Origin of the sequence: Nocardiopsis sp. FR4 (genome assembly GCF_009830945.1) — a bacterium.
Classification (GTDB): Bacteria; Actinomycetota; Actinomycetes; order Streptosporangiales; family Streptosporangiaceae; genus Nocardiopsis.
Genome location: NZ_VWVV01000009.1, coordinates 42,999 through 60,567, shown reverse-complemented (window position 1 = coordinate 60,567; position 17,569 = coordinate 42,999). Strand labels below are relative to the sequence as shown.

The 17,569-nt window shown below is 73.9% G+C and carries 20 protein-coding genes; 4 read left to right on the top strand and 16 right to left on the bottom strand.

All coding sequences use genetic code 11. The annotated features are described in order from the left end of the window. Nucleotides 1-603: 603 nt before the first annotated feature. Nucleotides 604-1,530: a nitroreductase/quinone reductase family protein gene (locus tag FYW95_RS10715; protein ID WP_159945671.1), complete on the top strand. Its 927-nt coding sequence runs from the start codon at nt 604-606 to the stop codon at nt 1,528-1,530. 281 nt (nt 1,531-1,811) lie between these two features. Next, the gene (locus FYW95_RS10710; RefSeq protein ID WP_159945670.1) at nt 1,812-3,587 is read left to right on the top strand and encodes a S8 family serine peptidase; all 1,776 of its coding nucleotides are present in this window, start codon (nt 1,812-1,814) and stop codon (nt 3,585-3,587) included. Nucleotides 3,588-3,700: 113 nt separating this feature from the next. On the opposite strand, the gene FYW95_RS10705 is transcribed toward FYW95_RS10710, so the two are convergent. The 8 genes from FYW95_RS10705 to FYW95_RS10670 all read right to left on the bottom strand — a co-directional run bounded on the left by FYW95_RS10705 (nt 3,701) and on the right by FYW95_RS10670 (nt 11,334). After that, the gene (locus tag FYW95_RS10705; RefSeq protein ID WP_159945669.1) at nt 3,701-4,612 is read right to left on the bottom strand and encodes a type II secretion system F family protein; all 912 of its coding nucleotides are present in this window, start codon (nt 4,610-4,612) and stop codon (nt 3,701-3,703) included. Nucleotides 4,613-4,627: 15 nt separating this feature from the next. Continuing rightward, nucleotides 4,628-5,560 carry a type II secretion system F family protein gene (locus FYW95_RS10700; RefSeq protein ID WP_159945668.1) on the bottom strand — a complete coding sequence of 311 codons (933 nt, stop codon included), beginning with the start codon at nt 5,558-5,560 and terminating at the stop codon, nt 4,628-4,630. An 82-nt stretch (nt 5,561-5,642) separates the two neighbouring features. Then, the gene (locus tag FYW95_RS10695) at nt 5,643-6,968 is read right to left on the bottom strand and encodes a TadA family conjugal transfer-associated ATPase (RefSeq protein WP_159945667.1); all 1,326 of its coding nucleotides are present in this window, start codon (nt 6,966-6,968) and stop codon (nt 5,643-5,645) included. Between the two features lie 57 nt (nt 6,969-7,025). Then, nucleotides 7,026-7,397, bottom strand: coding sequence for a TadE/TadG family type IV pilus assembly protein (locus FYW95_RS10690; protein WP_159945666.1), 372 nt, complete (start codon nt 7,395-7,397; stop codon nt 7,026-7,028). Next, a complete protein-coding gene (locus FYW95_RS10685; protein ID WP_236568137.1) occupies nt 7,394-7,825 on the bottom strand; it encodes a pilus assembly protein in 432 nt (143 codons plus the stop codon). The genes FYW95_RS10690 and FYW95_RS10685 overlap by 4 nt, the downstream gene beginning before the upstream one ends. Beyond that, on the bottom strand, nt 7,818-9,236 hold the full coding sequence (locus FYW95_RS10680; RefSeq protein ID WP_159945665.1) for a CpaE/TadZ family protein: 1,419 nt from the start codon (nt 9,234-9,236) through the stop codon (nt 7,818-7,820). The genes FYW95_RS10685 and FYW95_RS10680 overlap by 8 nt, the downstream gene beginning before the upstream one ends. Then, complete coding sequence (gene cpaB / locus FYW95_RS10675) at nt 9,233-10,012, bottom strand: Flp pilus assembly protein CpaB (RefSeq protein ID WP_159945664.1); 780 nt, start codon at nt 10,010-10,012, stop codon at nt 9,233-9,235. Before cpaB ends, FYW95_RS10680 begins: the two co-directional genes overlap by 4 nt. A 62-nt stretch (nt 10,013-10,074) precedes the next feature. Then, nucleotides 10,075-11,334 (bottom strand): hypothetical protein, encoded by a 1,260-nt coding sequence (locus tag FYW95_RS10670; protein WP_160050322.1) that lies wholly within the window; start codon nt 11,332-11,334, stop codon nt 10,075-10,077. A gap of 627 nt (nt 11,335-11,961) precedes the next feature. Between FYW95_RS10670 and FYW95_RS10665 the strand changes: the two genes are divergently transcribed. Beyond that, nucleotides 11,962-12,441, top strand: a complete 480-nt coding sequence (locus tag FYW95_RS10665) for a YkvA family protein (protein ID WP_159944951.1) — start codon at nt 11,962-11,964, stop codon at nt 12,439-12,441. A gap of 90 nt (nt 12,442-12,531) precedes the next feature. On the opposite strand, the gene rpsN is transcribed toward FYW95_RS10665, so the two are convergent. The 5 genes from rpsN to FYW95_RS10640 all read right to left on the bottom strand — a co-directional run bounded on the left by rpsN (nt 12,532) and on the right by FYW95_RS10640 (nt 15,183). Further along, nucleotides 12,532-12,837 (bottom strand): 30S ribosomal protein S14, encoded by a 306-nt coding sequence (rpsN, locus tag FYW95_RS10660; protein WP_159944952.1) that lies wholly within the window; start codon nt 12,835-12,837, stop codon nt 12,532-12,534. After that, nucleotides 12,837-13,073: a 50S ribosomal protein L28 gene (gene rpmB / locus FYW95_RS10655; RefSeq protein WP_159944953.1), complete on the bottom strand. Its 237-nt coding sequence runs from the start codon at nt 13,071-13,073 to the stop codon at nt 12,837-12,839. Before rpmB ends, rpsN begins: the two co-directional genes overlap by 1 nt. A gap of 46 nt (nt 13,074-13,119) precedes the next feature. Further along, a complete protein-coding gene (gene rpsR / locus FYW95_RS10650) occupies nt 13,120-13,353 on the bottom strand; it encodes a 30S ribosomal protein S18 (RefSeq protein WP_236568044.1) in 234 nt (77 codons plus the stop codon). A 32-nt stretch (nt 13,354-13,385) separates the two neighbouring features. Then, nucleotides 13,386-14,480 (bottom strand): CobW family GTP-binding protein, encoded by a 1,095-nt coding sequence (locus tag FYW95_RS10645; protein ID WP_159944998.1) that lies wholly within the window; start codon nt 14,478-14,480, stop codon nt 13,386-13,388. Nucleotides 14,481-14,595: 115 nt separating this feature from the next. Then, nucleotides 14,596-15,183, bottom strand: coding sequence for a TetR/AcrR family transcriptional regulator (locus FYW95_RS10640; protein ID WP_159944955.1), 588 nt, complete (start codon nt 15,181-15,183; stop codon nt 14,596-14,598). A 93-nt stretch (nt 15,184-15,276) separates the two neighbouring features. Between FYW95_RS10640 and FYW95_RS10635 the strand changes: the two genes are divergently transcribed. Further along, on the top strand, nt 15,277-15,693 hold the full coding sequence (locus FYW95_RS10635) for a VOC family protein (protein ID WP_159944956.1): 417 nt from the start codon (nt 15,277-15,279) through the stop codon (nt 15,691-15,693). 54 nt (nt 15,694-15,747) lie between these two features. Here the strand turns inward: FYW95_RS10635 and FYW95_RS10630 are convergent, their stop codons facing one another. The 3 genes from FYW95_RS10630 to FYW95_RS10620 all read right to left on the bottom strand — a co-directional run bounded on the left by FYW95_RS10630 (nt 15,748) and on the right by FYW95_RS10620 (nt 17,563). Further along, a complete protein-coding gene (locus FYW95_RS10630; protein ID WP_159944957.1) occupies nt 15,748-16,044 on the bottom strand; it encodes a YciI family protein in 297 nt (98 codons plus the stop codon). 77 nt (nt 16,045-16,121) lie between these two features. Next, on the bottom strand, nt 16,122-16,790 hold the full coding sequence (locus FYW95_RS10625; RefSeq protein ID WP_159944958.1) for a class F sortase: 669 nt from the start codon (nt 16,788-16,790) through the stop codon (nt 16,122-16,124). Beyond that, entirely contained in the window at nt 16,787-17,563 is a 777-nt protein-coding gene (locus FYW95_RS10620; protein WP_159944959.1) for a hypothetical protein, read from the bottom strand. Before FYW95_RS10620 ends, FYW95_RS10625 begins: the two co-directional genes overlap by 4 nt. Nucleotides 17,564-17,569 lie beyond the last annotated feature (6 nt).

Below are 17,569 nucleotides of genomic sequence, written 5' to 3'. Positions count from 1 at the left end.
CGGCGCCGTTGTCAGGGTCACGGTCCCCTACGCTTTCTCTCGGTCGTGTCCTTCGACGCTACGGACCGGGCCGGCCGCGGTCCCTACGGCTGGCGGGCGTCTGCCGGGTGGGTCCGGCCCACCGGCAGACGCCCGCCCCGAGCGGGCTGGCGTCCGCCGCGCGCATGGCGTAGGGTGACGCCCGTGCCGCGTGCCCCCGGTCACGAGAAGTAGGCCGGCCGGGCGGTATGGAGGCACCTTGAGCCTTTCGGGGAGTGAACTGTGAGCACGCACATCACGGACCGCGTCTAGCCGTTCCCGTGGCACGGCCCCGAGCCGCGCCCGCGCCGGAGCACTCCGCCCGGCGCCGAAGAACCTCCGCGTCCTCCCCGAAGCCCCTCCGGCCACCCGGCACCGCCCGGGTCCCCCCGCCGTGCCCGCCCGCCGCCGCGCGCGGGCGCGACCGCGCGCACCCGTCGCAGCCCGCCTCGCCCCCGCCCGTGCCCGTCCCGCCCGCCGGTGCACGGACGGGGGCGGTGCGTCGGCGCGGTGTGGGTGTGCCCGGATGCCGGAAGCCCTCGGGGACGGTCGCCGTCACGACCACCACCGAAGGAGACACCACACGTGACCGACAACCCGCACGTGCGACCCGAACCCCACGTCAGCGACTTCAACGAGCCCGTCGTCGCGGAGTTCCGCGCCAACGGCGGCCGGGTCGGCGGCATGTTCGAGGGCGGCGACCTGCTGCTGCTCACCACCGTCGGGGCCAGGTCCGGCCGCGAGCACACCACCCCGCTCGGCTACGTCCGCGCCGAGGGCCGCCTGCTCGTCATCGGCTCCGCGGGCGGTGCGGACCGCCACCCCGACTGGTACCGCAACGTCCTCGCCCACCCCATGGTGCGCGTGGAGCTGGGCACGGAGGAGTTCGACGCCGTCGCCGTGCCCGCCGAGGGGGCCGAACGCGACCGCCTGTTCGACGCGTGCGTCCGAGCGGAGCCCGGATACGCCGACTACCAGGCCGGAACCGAGCGCGTCCTTCCGGTCGTCGCCCTGGACCGGGTCCACCAGGGGGAAACCTCAGGGGTCGCCAACCTGGCGGACAAGCTCGTGGAGGTCCACGCCTGGCTGCGCGCCCAGCTCGCAGCCGTGCGCACCGAGGCAGAGGCCCACTTCGCCGGGCGTGCGGCGACAGCGGACGGCGGGCGGGCCCCCGGGCTCGACCTCCAGCTGCGCCAGCACTGCCTGGCCTTCTGCGAGTCCCTGCACTTCCACCACACCAGCGAGGAGGCCATGTTCCCGAACCTGGGACGGCAGGCCCCCCACCTGGCGGAGGCGCTGCGCCGGCTGACGGAGGAGCACCGCACGGTGGACCGGATCCGCGGTGAGCTGGAGGCGCTTCTGGGTGACCTGGCCACCGCGGACCCGGAGCGCTTCCGGGTCGGGCTGGACCGGATGACCCGGGAGTTGGAGGCGCACCTGGAGTACGAGGAGTCCCAGCTCATCCCGACCCTGGCCGCGATCCCGTTCCCGCCCGCCGCCCCCGCCCGGTAGCGCGGGCACAGGCCCGGCCGCCCGGTACCGGAGCGACCCGGAAACCTCCGTGCCCTCCGGTGCCGGGCTCCGTCCGGGTAGTGCGGACACCCCCGCGGCGTGGGAAGGCTCCCATGTCGCGGGGCGGGGCCCGGGCCGGGCACCGGGGCCCCTACGTACCCCTGTGCGCCCCGGACGGTTACGTGGCGACTACGTATGGCCCGCCCTCCGGGGCCAACGCATGATGAACAGCGGGTGGCCACCCGACCCCGTCCCCCGATCCCCCGAAGGGTGTCCCGCACATGCGCACGATCGGTGCGGCCCTGGTGGCCGCCGCCCTGTTGCCCGCCCTGCTCGCCCCGCCCGCCTCCGCCTCCGCCGAGGAGATCCCCCACTTCCTCGGCACCGCGGACACCGCCGAGCGCACCTACATCGTCGTCCTGGACGAGTCCGCCTCGCCCGAGGAGGTGGCCGACCGCCACGACGACGACCCCACCAGCGTCTACGAGCACGCGCTGACCGGCTACGCGGCCCGCATGACCGCAGCCGAGGCCGCCGCCCTGCTCCGGGACGAGGACGTGGACTTCGTCCAGGAGGACCAGGTCCTGCACACCTTCGAGCAGGACACCCCCAACGGGGTCGCCCGCGTCTTCGCCCCCGACAACCCCAACCTGGCGATCAACGGCCGGGACGACTACGTGCCCGACGCGGCCGTGGCGGTCCTGGACACCGGGGTGGACGCGAGCCATCCCGACCTCGACGTCGTCCACTCGGTCAACTGCACCACCGGCAGGTGCGTGGCGGTCACCGGCACCGACGGCAACGGGCACGGCACCCACGTCGCGGGCAGCGTCGGAGCCCTCGACAACGGCCGGGGCGTGGTGGGCGTGGCCCCCGGCGCCGCGGTCTGGAACGTGCAGGTCCTCAACGCCAACGGCAGCGGCTCCCTGGCCGGGATCGCAGCCGGGGTGGACTACGTGGCCGCCAACGCCGACGAGGTCGCCGTGGCCAACATGAGCCTGGGCTGCGAGGGCTGCACCGACCAGGCGCTGAGCCGGGCCATCACGGCCTCCGTGGACGCCGGGGTGGCCTTCGCGGTCGCCGCGGGCAACAGCTCCCGGGACGCGGCCAACTTCTTCCCCGCCAACCACCCCGACGTGCTGACGGTCTCCTCCATGGCCGACTCCGACGGCCGCCCCGGCGGCTCCGGAGGCAACCTGGGCTGCACCGGCGACCGCGACGACACCCTCTCCTACTTCTCCAACCACGGCGCCACCGTCGACATCGCCGCCCCCGGCTCCTGCGTCACCTCCACCACGACCGGCGGCGGCTACGGCTCCATGAGCGGAACCTCCATGGCCTCCCCGCACGCCGCGGGCGGCCTGGCCCTGCTCGCCGCCGGTGCGGCCAAGCCCGCCGACCGCGCCGGCGTGCTGTCCCTGTACGCGGCCCTGACCGACGCGGGCAACCGCGACTGGAACGACACCTCCGGCGACGGCCACCACGAGCCGCTGCTGGACGTGGGCGACCCGGACACCTTCCCCGCCGGCGGGAACACCGCTCCGCCCGAGGGCCCGGTGGCCAGCATCAGCTCCTCCTGCGACGACGCTACGCTGACCTGCTCCTTCGACGGGTCCGCCTCCGCCTCCGACGGCGAGGTCACCGCCTGGGAGTGGGACTTCGGCGACGGCGAGGGGGCCAGCGGCGCCACCGCCACCCACACCTACGGCTCCGGGGGCGACTACACCGTGACCCTCACCGTCACCGACGACGCGGGACGCACCGACAGCGCCGAGGCCACGGTCTCGGTGGGCGCCCCCGACCACACCGCGCCCACCGCGGCCTTCACCGGCGGCTGCTACAGCTTCTTCCGGCTCTGCGAGTTCGACGCCTCCGGCTCCACCGCGGGCGACGCCCCGATCACGTCCTACGCCTGGGACTTCGGTGACGGCTACACCGGCACCGGGTCCTCCACCTGGCACTTCTACGACCGGGCGGGCACCTACACCGTCACCCTGACCGTCACCGACGCCACCGGCGCGACCGGATCGCTGACCAGGACCCTGACCCTGCGCTAGCCCCGCCGCGCCTTCCGAGGAGGCCCCGGCCCCCTCCCCCGTCCCCCGGGGAGGGGGCCGTTCCCCGGGCCGGCGGTCGTCCCCCGCCCCGGGGGACGCCCCGGGGACGGCGCTCAGCCGCCGAGGATGACCCCGAGGTTGACCTCGGTGCCCAGGAACATCGACCCCACGATGAGGATGAGCAGCCCCGGCAGCAGGGTCACCGCGGTCACCATCGTCACCCGCGGGTTCATCCGCTGCGCCTTGCGCCGCATGTACTGGGCGTCGGCCCGCCGCATGTCCTGGCTGATGTCCACCAGGGTGTCGCTGAGCGGGGCGCCCAGCTCCTCGGCCTGCTGGATCGCGGTGACGAACTTGCTCAGCGACTCGTTGCGGTTGCGGCGGCGCAGCAGCTCGAAGGCCTCCCGGCGCGAGGTGCCCAGCTCCATCTGCTGCAACGCCAGCTTGAACTCGTCGGAGAGCACCCCCGGCATGGAGTCGGCCACCCGCGCCACCGCCGCCCGGAAGGACATGCCCGCGCTCACCGTCACCGCGAGCACGTCCAGGAAGTCCGGCAGTTGCGACTGGACCCGGTCCGCGCGCTCCTGGCCCTGCACGTACATGCTCAGGTCGGTCAGACCGGTGAAGGCCAGCACCACCACCCCGACCAGCGGGTTGCCCGCGGCGAACATCAGCAGGCCCAGGGAGCCGTACAGCGCCACCTCGCCCACCTTGCGCCGCAGGTAGCGCTCCAGGGTCAGCCCGTCGGGCCGCCCCGCCGCCTCGATCCGCGCGGTGATGGACTCGCGCCTGCCCGGGCTGAGCCAGGACTCCACCGCCCCGGCGAACGGACGCCCGAGGGCCTCGGTGATCCGGTGCAGGACGAACGTGTCGTCGGACCTGGTCCGGGGCAGGCGCGCGGCCGCGGCGCCCACCCCCAGCCGGGTCTGGGACAGCGCCAGGTACAGGCCGTAGCACGCGACCAGCACGACCAGGGCGCTGGCCAGCGCGGCGGCGAGCGGCACCAGGGAGGGAAGGGCGTTCATGGGGGTCGGGGTCCTTCACAGGTCGAACTTGGTGATGCGGGATACCAGGAGGAAGCCGATGGCGAACAGCGCGGCCACCACCAACAGCACGACCACGCCCGCCACGGACGTGGTCATGACGCGCATGATGCCCGGCTCGATGGCGTTGATCAGGAAGAGCGCGCCCACCGACATGAACCCCAGGGCCCACACCGTGCTCGTGGTCTCACTGAGGATGGTCTGCACCTCGCGCCGGGTCTCCTTGCGGTTCTCCAGGGTGGTGGAGATGTTGCGCAGGGCCGTGACCAGCGAGCCGCCCGAGCGCGAGGCCACCACCAGCGTGGACAGCAGCACGCCCAGCTCCCGGGAGGGCATCCGCTCGCGCAGTTCCGCGACGGCCTCCTCGAAGCTGGCGCCCACCTTCATCGACTCGGCCATGCGCCCCAGCTCCTCGCCGGCGGGCCCGTCCAGCTCGTCGGCGGCCATCGCCACGGCGGTGGGCAGGGCCAGACCGGCCGAGGTCGCGTTGCCCAGCACCCGCGCCAGGTCCGGCAGCTGGGCGGTGAACTCCTCGCGCCGCTTGGCCTCGGCCCGGTTCAGGTAGGAGAAGAAGAGGAACGCCACCCCGGCCGCCGCCAGCAGGCCGAAGAAGGGCGCGAGCACCTGCCAGACCACGACCACCGCCAGCAGCGACCCGCCCGCGAGCGCGAGCACGAACGTGGACAGGCGCACGTCCGCGCCCGACCGGGTGATCCTGCGGTACAGCCGCGCACCCCACTGGGTGCGGTGGATCGCCGCGTCCAGCCGCGCCAGGGGCGTGGACGCCTCGTACTCGGCCTGGGCCAGGGCGCTGCGGGCGGCGATCAGCCGCCGTTGCTCGGCGCTGGCCACGAACTCCCACAGCGCCCACAGCGCCAGCGCCAGCACCACGGCCAGACCGGCGAGGATCGCCACGAACTGCCAGGTCACCGGACCTCCCATACGGTCGAGGGGCGCACCCGAACGGGCACGGGTCGGAGTCTTTCCAGGGGACGGGGCCGTGCCGGAGGGTTCACCAGCCGCTCCGGGGCTGTTCCTCGGAGGCCACCCCGAAGGCCGCCGGAATGGCCTCGCCCACGTGGTAGATCCGCGCGGCCACCTGCCGGGGCAGCGGGAAGTGGTGGAACTCGCCCTCCACGGCCCGGTTGGGCCCCTGCGGCCCCGCGGCGAACCGCATCACCGGGTCCAGCCGGAACTCCTCGCGCCGCCGGGAGGAGACCACCGCGATCTCGCTGACCCGGCGCGAGCCGTCCGGCCAGCGGCCCAGGTGCACGATGGCGTCCACCGCGTTGTTGATCTGGTCGCGGATCGCGTCGTAGGGCACGTTGCCCTCGCCCAGGGTGGCCAGGGTCTGCAGGCGGTAGATGGCGTCGTCCGCCGAGTTGGCGTGCACGGTCACCAGCGAGCCGTCGTGGCCGGTGTTCATGGCCTGGAGCATGTCGATGGTCTCCGAGCCGCGCACCTCGCCGACGATGATGCGGTCCGGGCGCATCCGCAGCGCGTTGCGCACCAGGTCGCGGATGGCGATCTCGCCCCGGCCCTCGATGTTGGGCGGGCGCGACTCCAGCCGCACCACGTGCTCCTGCATCAGCTGGAGCTCGGCGGAGTCCTCGATGGTGACGATGCGCTCGTCGGCGGGGACGAAGGCCGACATCGCGTTGAGGAAGGTGGTCTTCCCGGTGCCGGTGCCGCCCGAGACCACGATGTTGAACCGCGAGCGCACCATCGCCGCCAGCAGGATGCCGGTCGGCGAGTCCAGGCTGCCCATCCGCACCAGCTCGTCGATGGGGTAGGGCTTGGGGAAGCGCCGGATGGTCAGGACCGGGCCCGACAGCGACAGCGGCGGGATGATGACGTTGACGCGCTCGCCCGTGGGCAGCCGCGCGTCCACCATCGGTGAGGACTCGTCCACCCGGCGGTTGACCAGCGACACGATGCGGTCGATGGTCTGGTAGAGCTGCTCCTCGCCGTTGAAGGCGGCGTCCACCCGCTGCATGCGTCCGCCGCGTTCGACGAACACGTTGTCGGGGCCGTTGACCATGATCTCCGTGACGGTCTCGTCGGCCAGCAGCGGTTCGAGCACCCCCAGCCCCAGGGCCTCGTCCACCACGCGCCGGATGAGCAAGGACCGCTCGCGCTCGGACAGCACCGGGCCCTCACGGGTCAGGATGTGCCCCACGACCTTCTCCAGGCGCACCCGGCGCTGGGCCAGGGTCAGCCGGGTGAGGTCCTCCAGGTTGATCTCCTCCAGCAGACGCCGCCGCCAGTGCGTGACGCTGCCGCGGTCGGAGCGCCCCTCGACGGCGCGGTCCTCCTCAAGACGGTCCTTCAGGCCCATGGTCCCGTTCTCCTTCCCCGTGTCTCCCCCGGGCGGGCGCGGCGCGCCGCCCCCGCCTCACACATCGGGCATCTCCACCCGCCGGGTCAGTGTCAGGTCGAAGCCCACCGACGAGAACACGATCGGCAGGGGGTGTGCCACCTCCACGTAGAAGCCGTCGTGGTCGTTGACGCCGCTGGTGACGGTGGCGTCGTCCAGCCAGGACGGCAGCGCGTCGCGCGCGGCGGCCTCGGCGCCCGCCAACCGCTCGGCCCCGGCCACGCGCGCCCCGGCGCGGGCCGCGGACTCCAGCCGCTCCACCGCGACGAAGGCCAGGAAGGCCTCGATCGCGACGACCGCGACCAGGAGCAGGAGCGGGAAGAGCGCGGCGAACTCCAGCAGCGGACCGCCCCGGTCGCCGCCGTCCCGCCCGGGCGGTGCGGCGTTCACGGTGTCACCCCCCGCGGTTCGACCTCGGGAACCACCTTGGCCTCACCGGTGACGTCCCACGGCCCGGAGGCCCCGGGCAGGAAGATCGGCATGGCCAGGGTCACCCGGGCGAAGCGCGAGCCGTCGCGCTCGACCACCTCCACCGTCATCACGTCCGCGCCGTCCCAGGGGGAGCGGACCCTCTTGCGGGCCTCCTCGTCCACACGCGCCATGTCGTCGGGGGTCACGGCGGCCTGCCGGGCCGCCTCCGCGGCGCCGTGCGAGGCGTACATGGCCGTGATGCCGAGTAGCAGGACCTGCCACACCAGTGCCAGCGCCAGCATCAGGAACGGCACCGCGGCGGCGAACTCCACGATCACCCCGCCGCGGTCACCGCGGACCCTCCCGGCGGACCGGCCGCGGTCCGCCGGGGGGCCGGACTCAGCCATCGAACCCACCGTGGGCCCCTCCGCCCCCGTGCGCGCCGGGACCGGGCCGGTCGCCGAAGGGCGTGCCCAGGGGCGGGACGGGGGAGTGGCCGTTGCCCGCCACCTGGGAGGGGCCGGGCACCGAGGCGTTGAGGAAGCCGGACACGTCGCGGGTGGAGGGTCCCGACCCGCGCCGCTCGGCCCGCGGACCCAGCCCGCCCAGCCCCCGGGGCGGGGTGGTCGGGCCCCCCTTGCCGCCTCCGGGCGGCGCGGGCGGGTTGAGCAGGTCGAGTTCGGCGGCCAGCCGCGAGAAGGCCCTGCGCAGCCCCTCGTCGGTCACCTTGGTGGGGTCGCCGTTGTTCTCACCCGGCTCCAGCGCCCGGTAGGCGGCCGGAACCGGGGTGCGCAGCACCCGGGTGCCGAGCAGCTGCTGGAGGAAGTCCGGCTGGATCTCGTTCTTGCGGCTGTGCCGGGTGACCAGCGAGTACACGTCCTCGTGCGAGCGGACCTGGAGGCGCTCCCACAGGGCCATGAGCCTGCGGGCGCCGCGCGTGGCGGGCACGTCGGGGGTGACGGTGACGATCGCGGTGTCGGCCAGCTCCACCGCCATCGCGGTGGCCTCGTTCATGGTGGAACCGCAGTCCACGACCACCAGCTCGTAGCGCGAGCGCAGGGCGCTCAGCACCCGGCGGGTGGCGCTGGCGGTGACGTCCTCGCCGCGTTCGCCGTGTTCGGGGGCCAGCAGCACGTGCGGCCCGCGCGGGTCCACGTACAGGGTCTCGGCGAGCATGCCGGGGGTGATGTTGTCCCCGGCCTCGGCCAGGTCGCTGATGGAGCGGCGGTGGCGCAGGTTGAGGAACGCGGGCAGGTCGCCGGTCTGCAGGTCCAGGTCCACCAGGCAGACCACCCGCTCCGCCGCGGCGGCGACCATCGCCAGGTGCACCGCGCACGTGGTGGTGCCCACGCCGCCCTTGGCGCCGCTGATCGCCACGATCCGGCCGCGCACGCCCGAGGCGGGCAGGTCCAGGGAGGCCGACTCCAGGTGGCGGCGCAGGGTCCGCGACCACTCGGCCGCCTTGGTGATGCGGCTCTCCAGCTCGGCGATCCCCGAGTCGTGCGGCATCACCCCGCGGGCGCCGGCCTCCATGGCGCCGGTGAAGGTGTCGGGGTCCATCGTGGGCGACACCAGCAGGATCGCCAGCTGCGGGTGCCGGTGGGACAGGTCGCGGATGGCGTCGAAGACCGGGGCCGGGCCGAGGTCCTGGTGGATCAGGACCACGTCGATCTCCGGGAACTCCCCGGCGGCGTCGATCAGCGCCGACGTGGTGGGCCGGGTGGCCACCAGGTCGGCGCTGGCCAGCTCCTCGAAACGCGCGGTGAGCACCATCTCCGTCTCGGAGGTGGGCATGCCCGCCAGGACGCGGAAGTTCAACGCTTACCCCCATGCGGCACGCGCCGCCCGTCGGTCGTCTGTCCCCCGTCGGCGGAGCCGCCGCCCGTGAGGGTCTCGAAGTCCCCGCTGCAGAACTCGGAGTCGCCGGGCGAGCCGCCGCCGTCCGCGCTCACCAGGGCCAGCCGCAGCTTGGTGGAGAAGTCCTCGGCGTAGGCGAGCTGGAGCGCGGCCTCGGGTTCCAGGCGGAAGGTCACCGGGACCACCCCGGAGAGCCCGCCCGCCTCGCTCTCCTGGCTGCGCAGCTCACCGATGTCGAGGACCTCCACCTCGGTGAGGATGCGCACCGCGCACGCCTCGCCGTGGTCGCTGGGCAGGAAGGTGCCGTAGATGTCCACGAACGAGCCGCGCCGCACCTTGCCCGCCACACCGGTCTCGGCGTCGACCATGATGGCGATCTCGCGCTCACCGGTGGTGAGGGTGGGCTGGGGCTGCACCATGCCGCGCTGCAGGTACACGCCCGCCTCCAGGTGGGAGGCGGCCACCAGTTCCTGGTCGGCGGGGGTCTCCACCTCGGACAGGTCGCCGAGGAAGACCTCCGGGTCGAAGTACATGCTGGGTACCTGGACCTGTTCCACCGAGTCCTGCCCGATGGGCTGGTAGGCGTCGACGTCCTCCGTCAGCCGCAGGACCGTGGCGAACTCGCCCAGGCGCTCCTGCTGGCCGCTGAGGTAGGTGAACACGGAGGCGAACACGGCGACGGCGCCGATGACGGCGACGGCCATGAGCAGGACGCCGCGTCGCTGACGGGGGTTCATAGGGGCTGCTTATCCGTTTCCAGTGTCGTCGCGGGCCGACCGCCCGAGGTACGGCGCGGTCCCTAGCGGGAGTAGGTCCTGGGCTCCTCGGAGCGCGGCACGCGGTCCGCGAGCGGCGGGCCCTCCGGTGCGTGCCCCGGGGGGTTGGCCGACCGGGGGCTGAGGGAGTGCTTCGGCCCGGAGGGGTGGTCCGGACCGAAGGGGCCCGAGGGCCCGGCGGGGGCCGCCGGGCCGGGGGGTCCCGGCAGGCCGGGGGAGGGGAACGGGGGTCTGGTGGCGGGGCGCGCCGCCCCGGGAGGCCCGGGCGCCGCTCCGAAGTCCCCCGTCCCGTGGTCCGGGCGCGCCGTTCCGGGGGCCGGGTACAGCGGTCCGGGGTCCGCCGGACCGGACGCGGGGCGGGCGGGCCCGGTCGGCGGCGCGGGCGCGGGGGCGTGCGGCCGCGGGGCGGCCCGGTCCGGTTCCCGCTCGCGGGCGGTCCGGCGCGGGGTGGTGCGCCGCGCCGCGCGCCCGCCGCCCGCGGCGGTCGCCGCGCAGAAGGGGCAGCGGGGGGCGGACACGGGTTCGCCGCACCAGGAGCAGGGGGAGGAGCGCAGGGAACTGGCGGCGTAGGCCAGGGCCTGTGGGTGGGCGCTCAGCGCCACGAACTCCACGTACTTGGCGGTGCCCCAGTACTCGGGGCCCAGCGGCTGGGCGGGCAGGGTGCGGGCCGCCACCGGTTGGATGGCCTGCGGGAGGTTGTCGTCGAAGGGCCCGGTGATGGCCGGGTCCGGGGTGGAGCACAGCAGCTGGACCGGCTGCACGGGCCGGAACGGCAGCGAGCGGGCCACGTCGGAGGGGCGCATGCGGCCGACCTGCCGGGTGGGCGCGCAGTAGGCCAGGAAGGAGACCGAGGGGGCGTAGGAGCCCATGTGCTGGCGCATCGAGGTGGGGATGGTGGACAGGCCGGAGACCGACCGGAGCCAGGCGCCCGCGAGCAGGTGCCTGGGGAGTTCGTCGCTCAGCGCGGCGACCATCCCCGGTGGCAGGTAGGGGGCGAGGTAGGCGAGCTGGTCGGCGACCAGTGACAGGGCCAGCGGGGACAGGTCGACGCCGATCCCGGCGATGTGGTCGGTGCGCAGCGCTCCACGGGCGAAGTTGACCGCCCGCTCGGCGTCGGAGGACCGCCATGCCGGATACAGGGCCACGACCTTGCGGCCCGCGTCGGTCTCCTGCCTGGCGAAGGCGACGAACGCGGAGCTGCGCTCGCCGATGCCCTCTCCGCGCATCGCGAACCGCCGGGCCCCGGCCTCGCCCACATGGCCCGTGCTGGGGATGTCCGCCAACAGGGCGACGGTCGTCGCCGACCGAGGTAGGGCAGTGGACACTGGGCAAGCTCCATCGGTTCTGCGCACTGGGGGAGACGGATGAGCGGCCTCCCACGTCGAAGGTGCCACTCGGACGCATCGTAACGAATGTGTGGCTGAGCGCGGGAGACCTCGCATTTGCCGTCCTGACGGGCGGGGTGTGGGGTGGTGGAGGGGTTGGGGGTCGGCGGGTCGGCGGGCGTGACTCGGGTGACGGGACTCCCCCGCTGGCCGAAGGGGATCGGATCGTGTCCGTGTGCGTCACCGCCTCTCAGACCGGGTGTGGCTGCCCGTGGCCGCATGTGGCCAAGCCGTGGACAGAACGATGCCTGACCGTTTTGTGCCTGTTGGGGATTTGTGTTGCCTTCTGGGGTTTGGGGGGACTCCTGGTGTTGTTTCACACCCCTCGTCCTTGCCCCATCCAAGAATGCCCGTCTCCTCCTCGTCCCACCAGTGCCTTCGGCCAGGTTGTGGACGACTCTTCCCGGGCGGGGCGGGGCACCCCGGCGGGACCGGGCGGGATTGGACCCGTGCCACCAGGGAACGAATCGGGGTGACTTCGCGTCATATCTTGATGAAGTCACGTGCCCCCTGAGGAGACCAACGATGCGCAAGGCAAACCGCGCCGCGGCCGGAGCCGCCGCCTGGCAGGTCATCCGGAACACCGACGGCGGCGTCTCCGTGTGGAAGCGCGCCGCGGCCGTGCCCCGGATGGTCGGCGCCAAGCTGGGCGGACGCTACCCGGAACTGACCACGCCCAAGCTGCTGGGCATGGTCGCGCTGGCGATCTACATCATCTCGCCCGTCGACTTCGTTCCCGAGCTGTTCATCCCGCTGCTCGGCCTGGCCGACGACGTCGGGGTCGCCGTGTGGCTGACCACGATGGCGCTCGGCGAGGGCGAGCGCTTCGTCCTGTGGGAGCGCGACAAGCAGGCGCAGCAGGCCTTCCACCGGGCCAACCAGCCCGGTCAGGGGCAGACGGGCGCGGGCCGGGGCACCGCGCCCGGGGGAGTCCCCGGGCAGGACGCCGGCGACCGGGGGGCGCGCGACCGCGCGTCCGGGCACGGCGTGCGCCGCAAGCGCTAGCCTCCCGGGCCGCTCCGCCGGTCGGCCCCCTCCCACCGCCGACGGGCCCCGCGTGCGCGCACGCGGGGCCCGTCCTCGTGTTCCCCGGCCCTACCAGCTGGACTTGGTCACGCCGGGCAGTTCCCCGCGGTGGGCCATCTCCCGGAACCGGATCCGGGAGAGCCCGAACTTGCGCAGGTGCCCGCGCGGGCGGCCGTCCACCGCGTCGCGGTTGCGCAGCCGGGTGGCGCTGGCGTCGCGGGGCTGCCTGTTGAGCTCGGCCACCGCGGCCGCCCGCTCCTCGTCGCCGGTGTGCGGGCTGCGGATGATCCGCTTCAGCTCGGCCCGCCGCTCGGCGTAGCGGGCCACCACGCGCCGCCGCTGCTCGCCGCGCACGATCTTGCTCTTCTTGGCCATCAGACCTTCTTCCCGCGGGCGCGGATCTCGGCCACGACGCGTTCGATGCCGCGGGCGTCGATGACCTTCATGCCCTTGGTGCTCACGCGCAGGCGGACGTGGCGCCGCTCGCTGGGCAGCCAGTACCGCTTGGTCTGGATGTTGGGGTCGAAGCGGCGCCTGGTGCGCCGGTGGGAGTGGGAGACCGAGTTTCCGAAGGCCGGAGCCTTGCCGGTCACCTGGCAGACACGGGACACGGGTGTGCCTCTCTCGTGGTTCGGGGTGCGTTCGGTTCGGGGGCGGTCAGGACCTGTTGGCGGAGTTGGAGGGGTAGGGCAGCAGGGCCATCTCACGGGCGTTCTTGATCGCGGTGGCCAGCAGGCGCTGCTGGCGGGCGGTGACGCGGGTGACGCGGCGGCTGCGGATCTTGCCCTTCTCCGAGATGAAGCGGCGCAGCAGCGCGGTGTCCTTGTAGTCCACGTGGTCGGCGTCGCCCAGGGGGTTGGCGAACACCCGGGGGCGGGGTCTGGCGGTCACGGGTTTCCTCCTCTTCACGGGGTGTCGGCCGCTCACAGGGCGTCGGCGAAGGGGTCGGCGGTCAGCGGTCGGCCCGCCTCCTCCTCGTTCACCAGGCACGAGTCCAGCAGGGCGACCAGGCGCTCGGCTGCCAGGTCCACCCCGGTGAAGGCCAGGTGCTGGCGGCGGTCGCCGACCACCGGGTCCCAGTCCAGCCGGGCGGAGACGCGGCGGGTCTCGGAGACCATCTCCACCGCGGCCTCGGGCAGGGCGGCCAGCCAGGGGCCGCCGCTCTCCAGGACCAGGGCGTCGTTGTAGGCGTCCCAGACCAGGAGGGTGTCCGGGCGGCTGGCCAGCCAGACCCGGCCCCGGCCGCGCAGGCCCGCGGACACGATCTCCTCCAGCGCCTCGTGGAACCGCACGGGGTGCAGGGGGCGCCTGCGGGTCCAGGTCACGGTGCCCACCCGGCCGTCGGCGCGCTCGGAGTAGTGCGCCCAGGCGGGGTTGCGCCGGTGCGCGGCGGCCTCGGGGTCGAAGCGGCCGTCCATCAGGTCGGCCAGTCCACCGCCCGGCCCGACCACCGCGGCGGCCGGGTTGAGGTGCTCGACCAGGGTGCGGGCCTCGTCCAGGTGGCGGGCGCCGTGCAGGGCGACCACCGTGGGGTACTCGACCTGGTGCGCGAGCACCTCGGCGACGGTGCGCTCGTCCTCCACCGCGATGTCCAGGCCGCGGTCGCGCAGGTCGTCGTGCCCGGACAGGTCGGGCAGCAGGCGCTCGGTGTCCACGACGCCGATGACCGCGGCCAGCCGCAGGACCTCCTGGGCGGCGACCACCTCGGCGACCTGCCGGGGCTCGACCCCGTCCCAGGTCTCCACCACGCACAGGCTGTGCTCGCCGCGCTCGGCCATCCGCAGCAGGGCGGGCACGAGGTCCTCGCGCAGGGTGCAGGAGGCGCACAGGTGGTCCAGGTGGACCTGGCTGTGGTCCACGGGGCCCCACCGGTCACGGGTGAGGCGGTGGACGATCCCCTCGCCGATTCCGTCGAAGTCGTGGTGCAGGGCCAGGGACCCGGGCACCTCGGACAGCAGGTCGTCCACGGTCCGCCCGCGAGCGCGGCGGTGGAGCCCGCTGACCACGGCCACGCGCATGGGGGTTGTCGGCTCCATCGGAGGACACCCTCCCTTCTTACGAAAACGATAATCGTTATCGTAACCCACGCGCGCGGCGCCCGGGCCCGGGGGCGCGAGGGGCCGCTCCCCCCGCTCAGGGGGAGCGCGGTCCCTCGGGGACGACGGCCTCGACCAGCCGGTCCACCAGGGTCTCGGCGCCGTCGCCGCCCAGGGCCTCGGGCAAAGTCAGGTGTTCCACGAACAGGCCGGTCATCGCCAGGTAGAGGGTGACCACCGTGTCCCGGTCCCCGGGGAAGCCGCCCTCCAGGTGGTGGCGCACGTTCCCCTCCAGGGTGTCCCGGACGGTGCGCGTGAGCTCCTCGCGGATGCCCGGGTGCCGGTTGGCCTCCAGGCGCAGCTCCAGCAGCGCGAGGTAGCCGTTGCGGTCCGCCTCCACCCGCCGCAGCAGGTCGCGCATGCCCAGGCGGACCTGTTCGCGCGAGGGCGCCGCGTCCAGGAAGGCGGTCATGAACTCCTCGGTGGGGGCCAGGCGCACGTGGACGTGCGCGCCCGCCTGGAGTAGCAGCGCCGCGCGGTTGGCGAAGTAGTTCGACGCGGTCCCCCGGGGCACCCCCGCCCGGGCGTCCACCGCTCTGAAGGTGAGCCCGCGGGCCCCCTCCTCGGCCAGGACGTCGATCGCCGCGTCCAGCAGTGCGCGCCTGCGCTCGGGGTTCTGCCGCATGCCTTCGCTCCTCCGTGGAAAAAGCCCTGGGAACTCCACTTCAACTGTAGTACTTTGACTGTAGTAGTAAAAGGCGAACCCCCTGGAGGCAGTGTGGATATCCGACTCGTCGGCCTGGCCGTGCTCTGCGACGATCCGGGCGCCGGCGCCGGGTGGTTCACCGAGCACTTCGGCTTCGAGGTCGGCGTCGACCTCGGCTGGTACCTCAACACCCAGCACCGGGACCACCCCAAGCTGTCCATCGACTTCGTCCTGCGCGACCACCCCTCCACGCACGAGGTCCTGCGCTCGGAGAAGGGGAATTCGCTCATCGCCTTCCTCGTCCCCGACGCGGACGCCGAGGAGAGGCGGCTGCGGGCGGCGGGGCTGGAGGTGGTCATGCCTCTGGTCAGCGAGCCCTGGGGGCAGCGCCGGTTCCAGGTCGCGGGTCCCGAGGGGCTGCACGTCGAGATCGTGCAGATGGTGGCCCCCGACCCCCAGTGGATGCGCGACAACGGCCTCGCCCGGTGACGGGAAAGCCGCCGGGGCCGGTCGGCGTGACCGGCCCCGGCGGCTTCCGGCGGCTCAGAAGTGCTCGGCCAGCGGGCCCAGCACCGGCACCCACTCCTGGACGCCGACCTCGGTGACCAGGCCCTGCACGCGGAAGGGGTCCTTCTCGGTGAGGGCGAGGGCCTCCTCCTTGGAGTCGGCGCGAAGGAGCAGCAGCGCGCCCGGGACCTCCTCGGGGCCGAAGGGGCCCGAGCACAGGTTGGCGCCCCGCCCGGACAGCTCGCCGAGGTACTCCCGGTGGGCGGGGCGGTGCTCGTCGCGCGCGGCGGCGCTGTCGGGGGCGTAGGTGTAGGTGACGGCGAAGACCGCCATGGTGTTCCTCCCTGGTGACGCGGTTGCGGTGGCCGCCACTGTGCCACAGCCGGGCGCGGAACCCGTGGGGCGGGTGGTCACACCGGGGGCTTGAGCTCGGCGTAGACGACCAGGTTGCCGGTGTAGCCGCCGCCGTCGCGCTCGAACGCGCCACCGCAGGTGACCAGGCGCAGCTCGGCCCGGTTGCCGGTGGAGCCGTAGACGCGCTGGGTGGGGAAGGCGTTCTTGTCGTGCTCGTGCACCTCGTAGACGGTGAACACGGCCTCGGTGCCGTCGGCGCGGGCCACGGTCACCTCGTCGCCCGGCTCCAGGCGCCGCAGCCAGAAGAAGACCGCCGGACCGCTGGCGGAGTCCACGTGCGCGCCCATCACCGCCGGACCGGCCTGGCCTGGCCAGGGGCCCGCCTGGTACCAGCCGACGGTGTCGGTGTCCTCGGGCGCCTCCAGTACCCCGGTGGCGTCCACGTCCAGGGGCATCAGGGCGGTGGTGTCGAGGTCGATGGCCGGAATGCGCAGCGCGACGGGCTGGGACCGGCTCATCACGGGGGCGGCGCCCGCCTCGGCGGTGGTGCGCGCGGGCGGGGGGTCGGGTTCGCGGTCGGCGGCCACCCCGCTCTGCCACAGGCCCGCGGCCATGAGCAGCACGCCCAGCGAGGACACCGACCGCGCGGCCGCCGAGTAGAGCACCCGGCGACCGCGCGTCGGTCCGGGTACCGGAGCGGGGCCGGTACCCGTCAGGGCTGTCATGCCTTGGTGCGCAGCAGGTGTCGACCGGCGACGGCCACCGCGCCCGCGACCGTGACCAGGGCGGCGCCCAGACCGATCATCGCGGCCCGGGGGGTGTCGGCGGTGCCGCCCAGACCGGTCTCCATGCCGCGCTCGGGCGCCGCGGCGAACATGCCGCAGGAGGCCGGGTGGGTGGACTCGGCCGGGAGCGACTCGTCGACGTCGCTCCTGCCCGCGCCGTTGAAGTCGTACTCGCGGTTGCCGTCGGTGTCGATGCCGCTCTGGACGAGGACGGCCTGGCCGCTGCGGACGCGCTTGGCGACGTCCTCACTGACGTCGAACGTGCGCTGGTACTCCAGCTTGCCGTTCTCGTCGGCCACCGGCATCAGCTCCAGGGCGAGCTTGTTCTCCGCTCCGGTGCCGCCCTCGGCGGTCAGCGACACGGCCCCGGGGCCGTAGCTCGGCACGCCCTCGATGGCGCTGAGGAGGCCGTCGCCGTTCTCGTCCAGGTCGAGTCCCGCGGGGCACGTGTTCTCGCCCCCGATGTGGAGGTGCTGCGCGTGCGCGAGGCCCGGCGCGAGCCCGGTGGCGTGGATCTGGACGGTCATCCGGGTGCCCTGGAGCTCGACGGTGCTCGTTCCGGCGGCGTCGGTCTCGTTCAGGGGCTGGATCTGCGCGTGCAGGACCGCGGTGTCCTTGGCCTCGTCGGGGATCTCGGCGTGTGCGGGAGCGGCGGCCAGCACCAGGCCCACGGGGAGCGCCAGTGCCGCCGCCGTGGCGGTTGCCTTGTGCATGGAAGT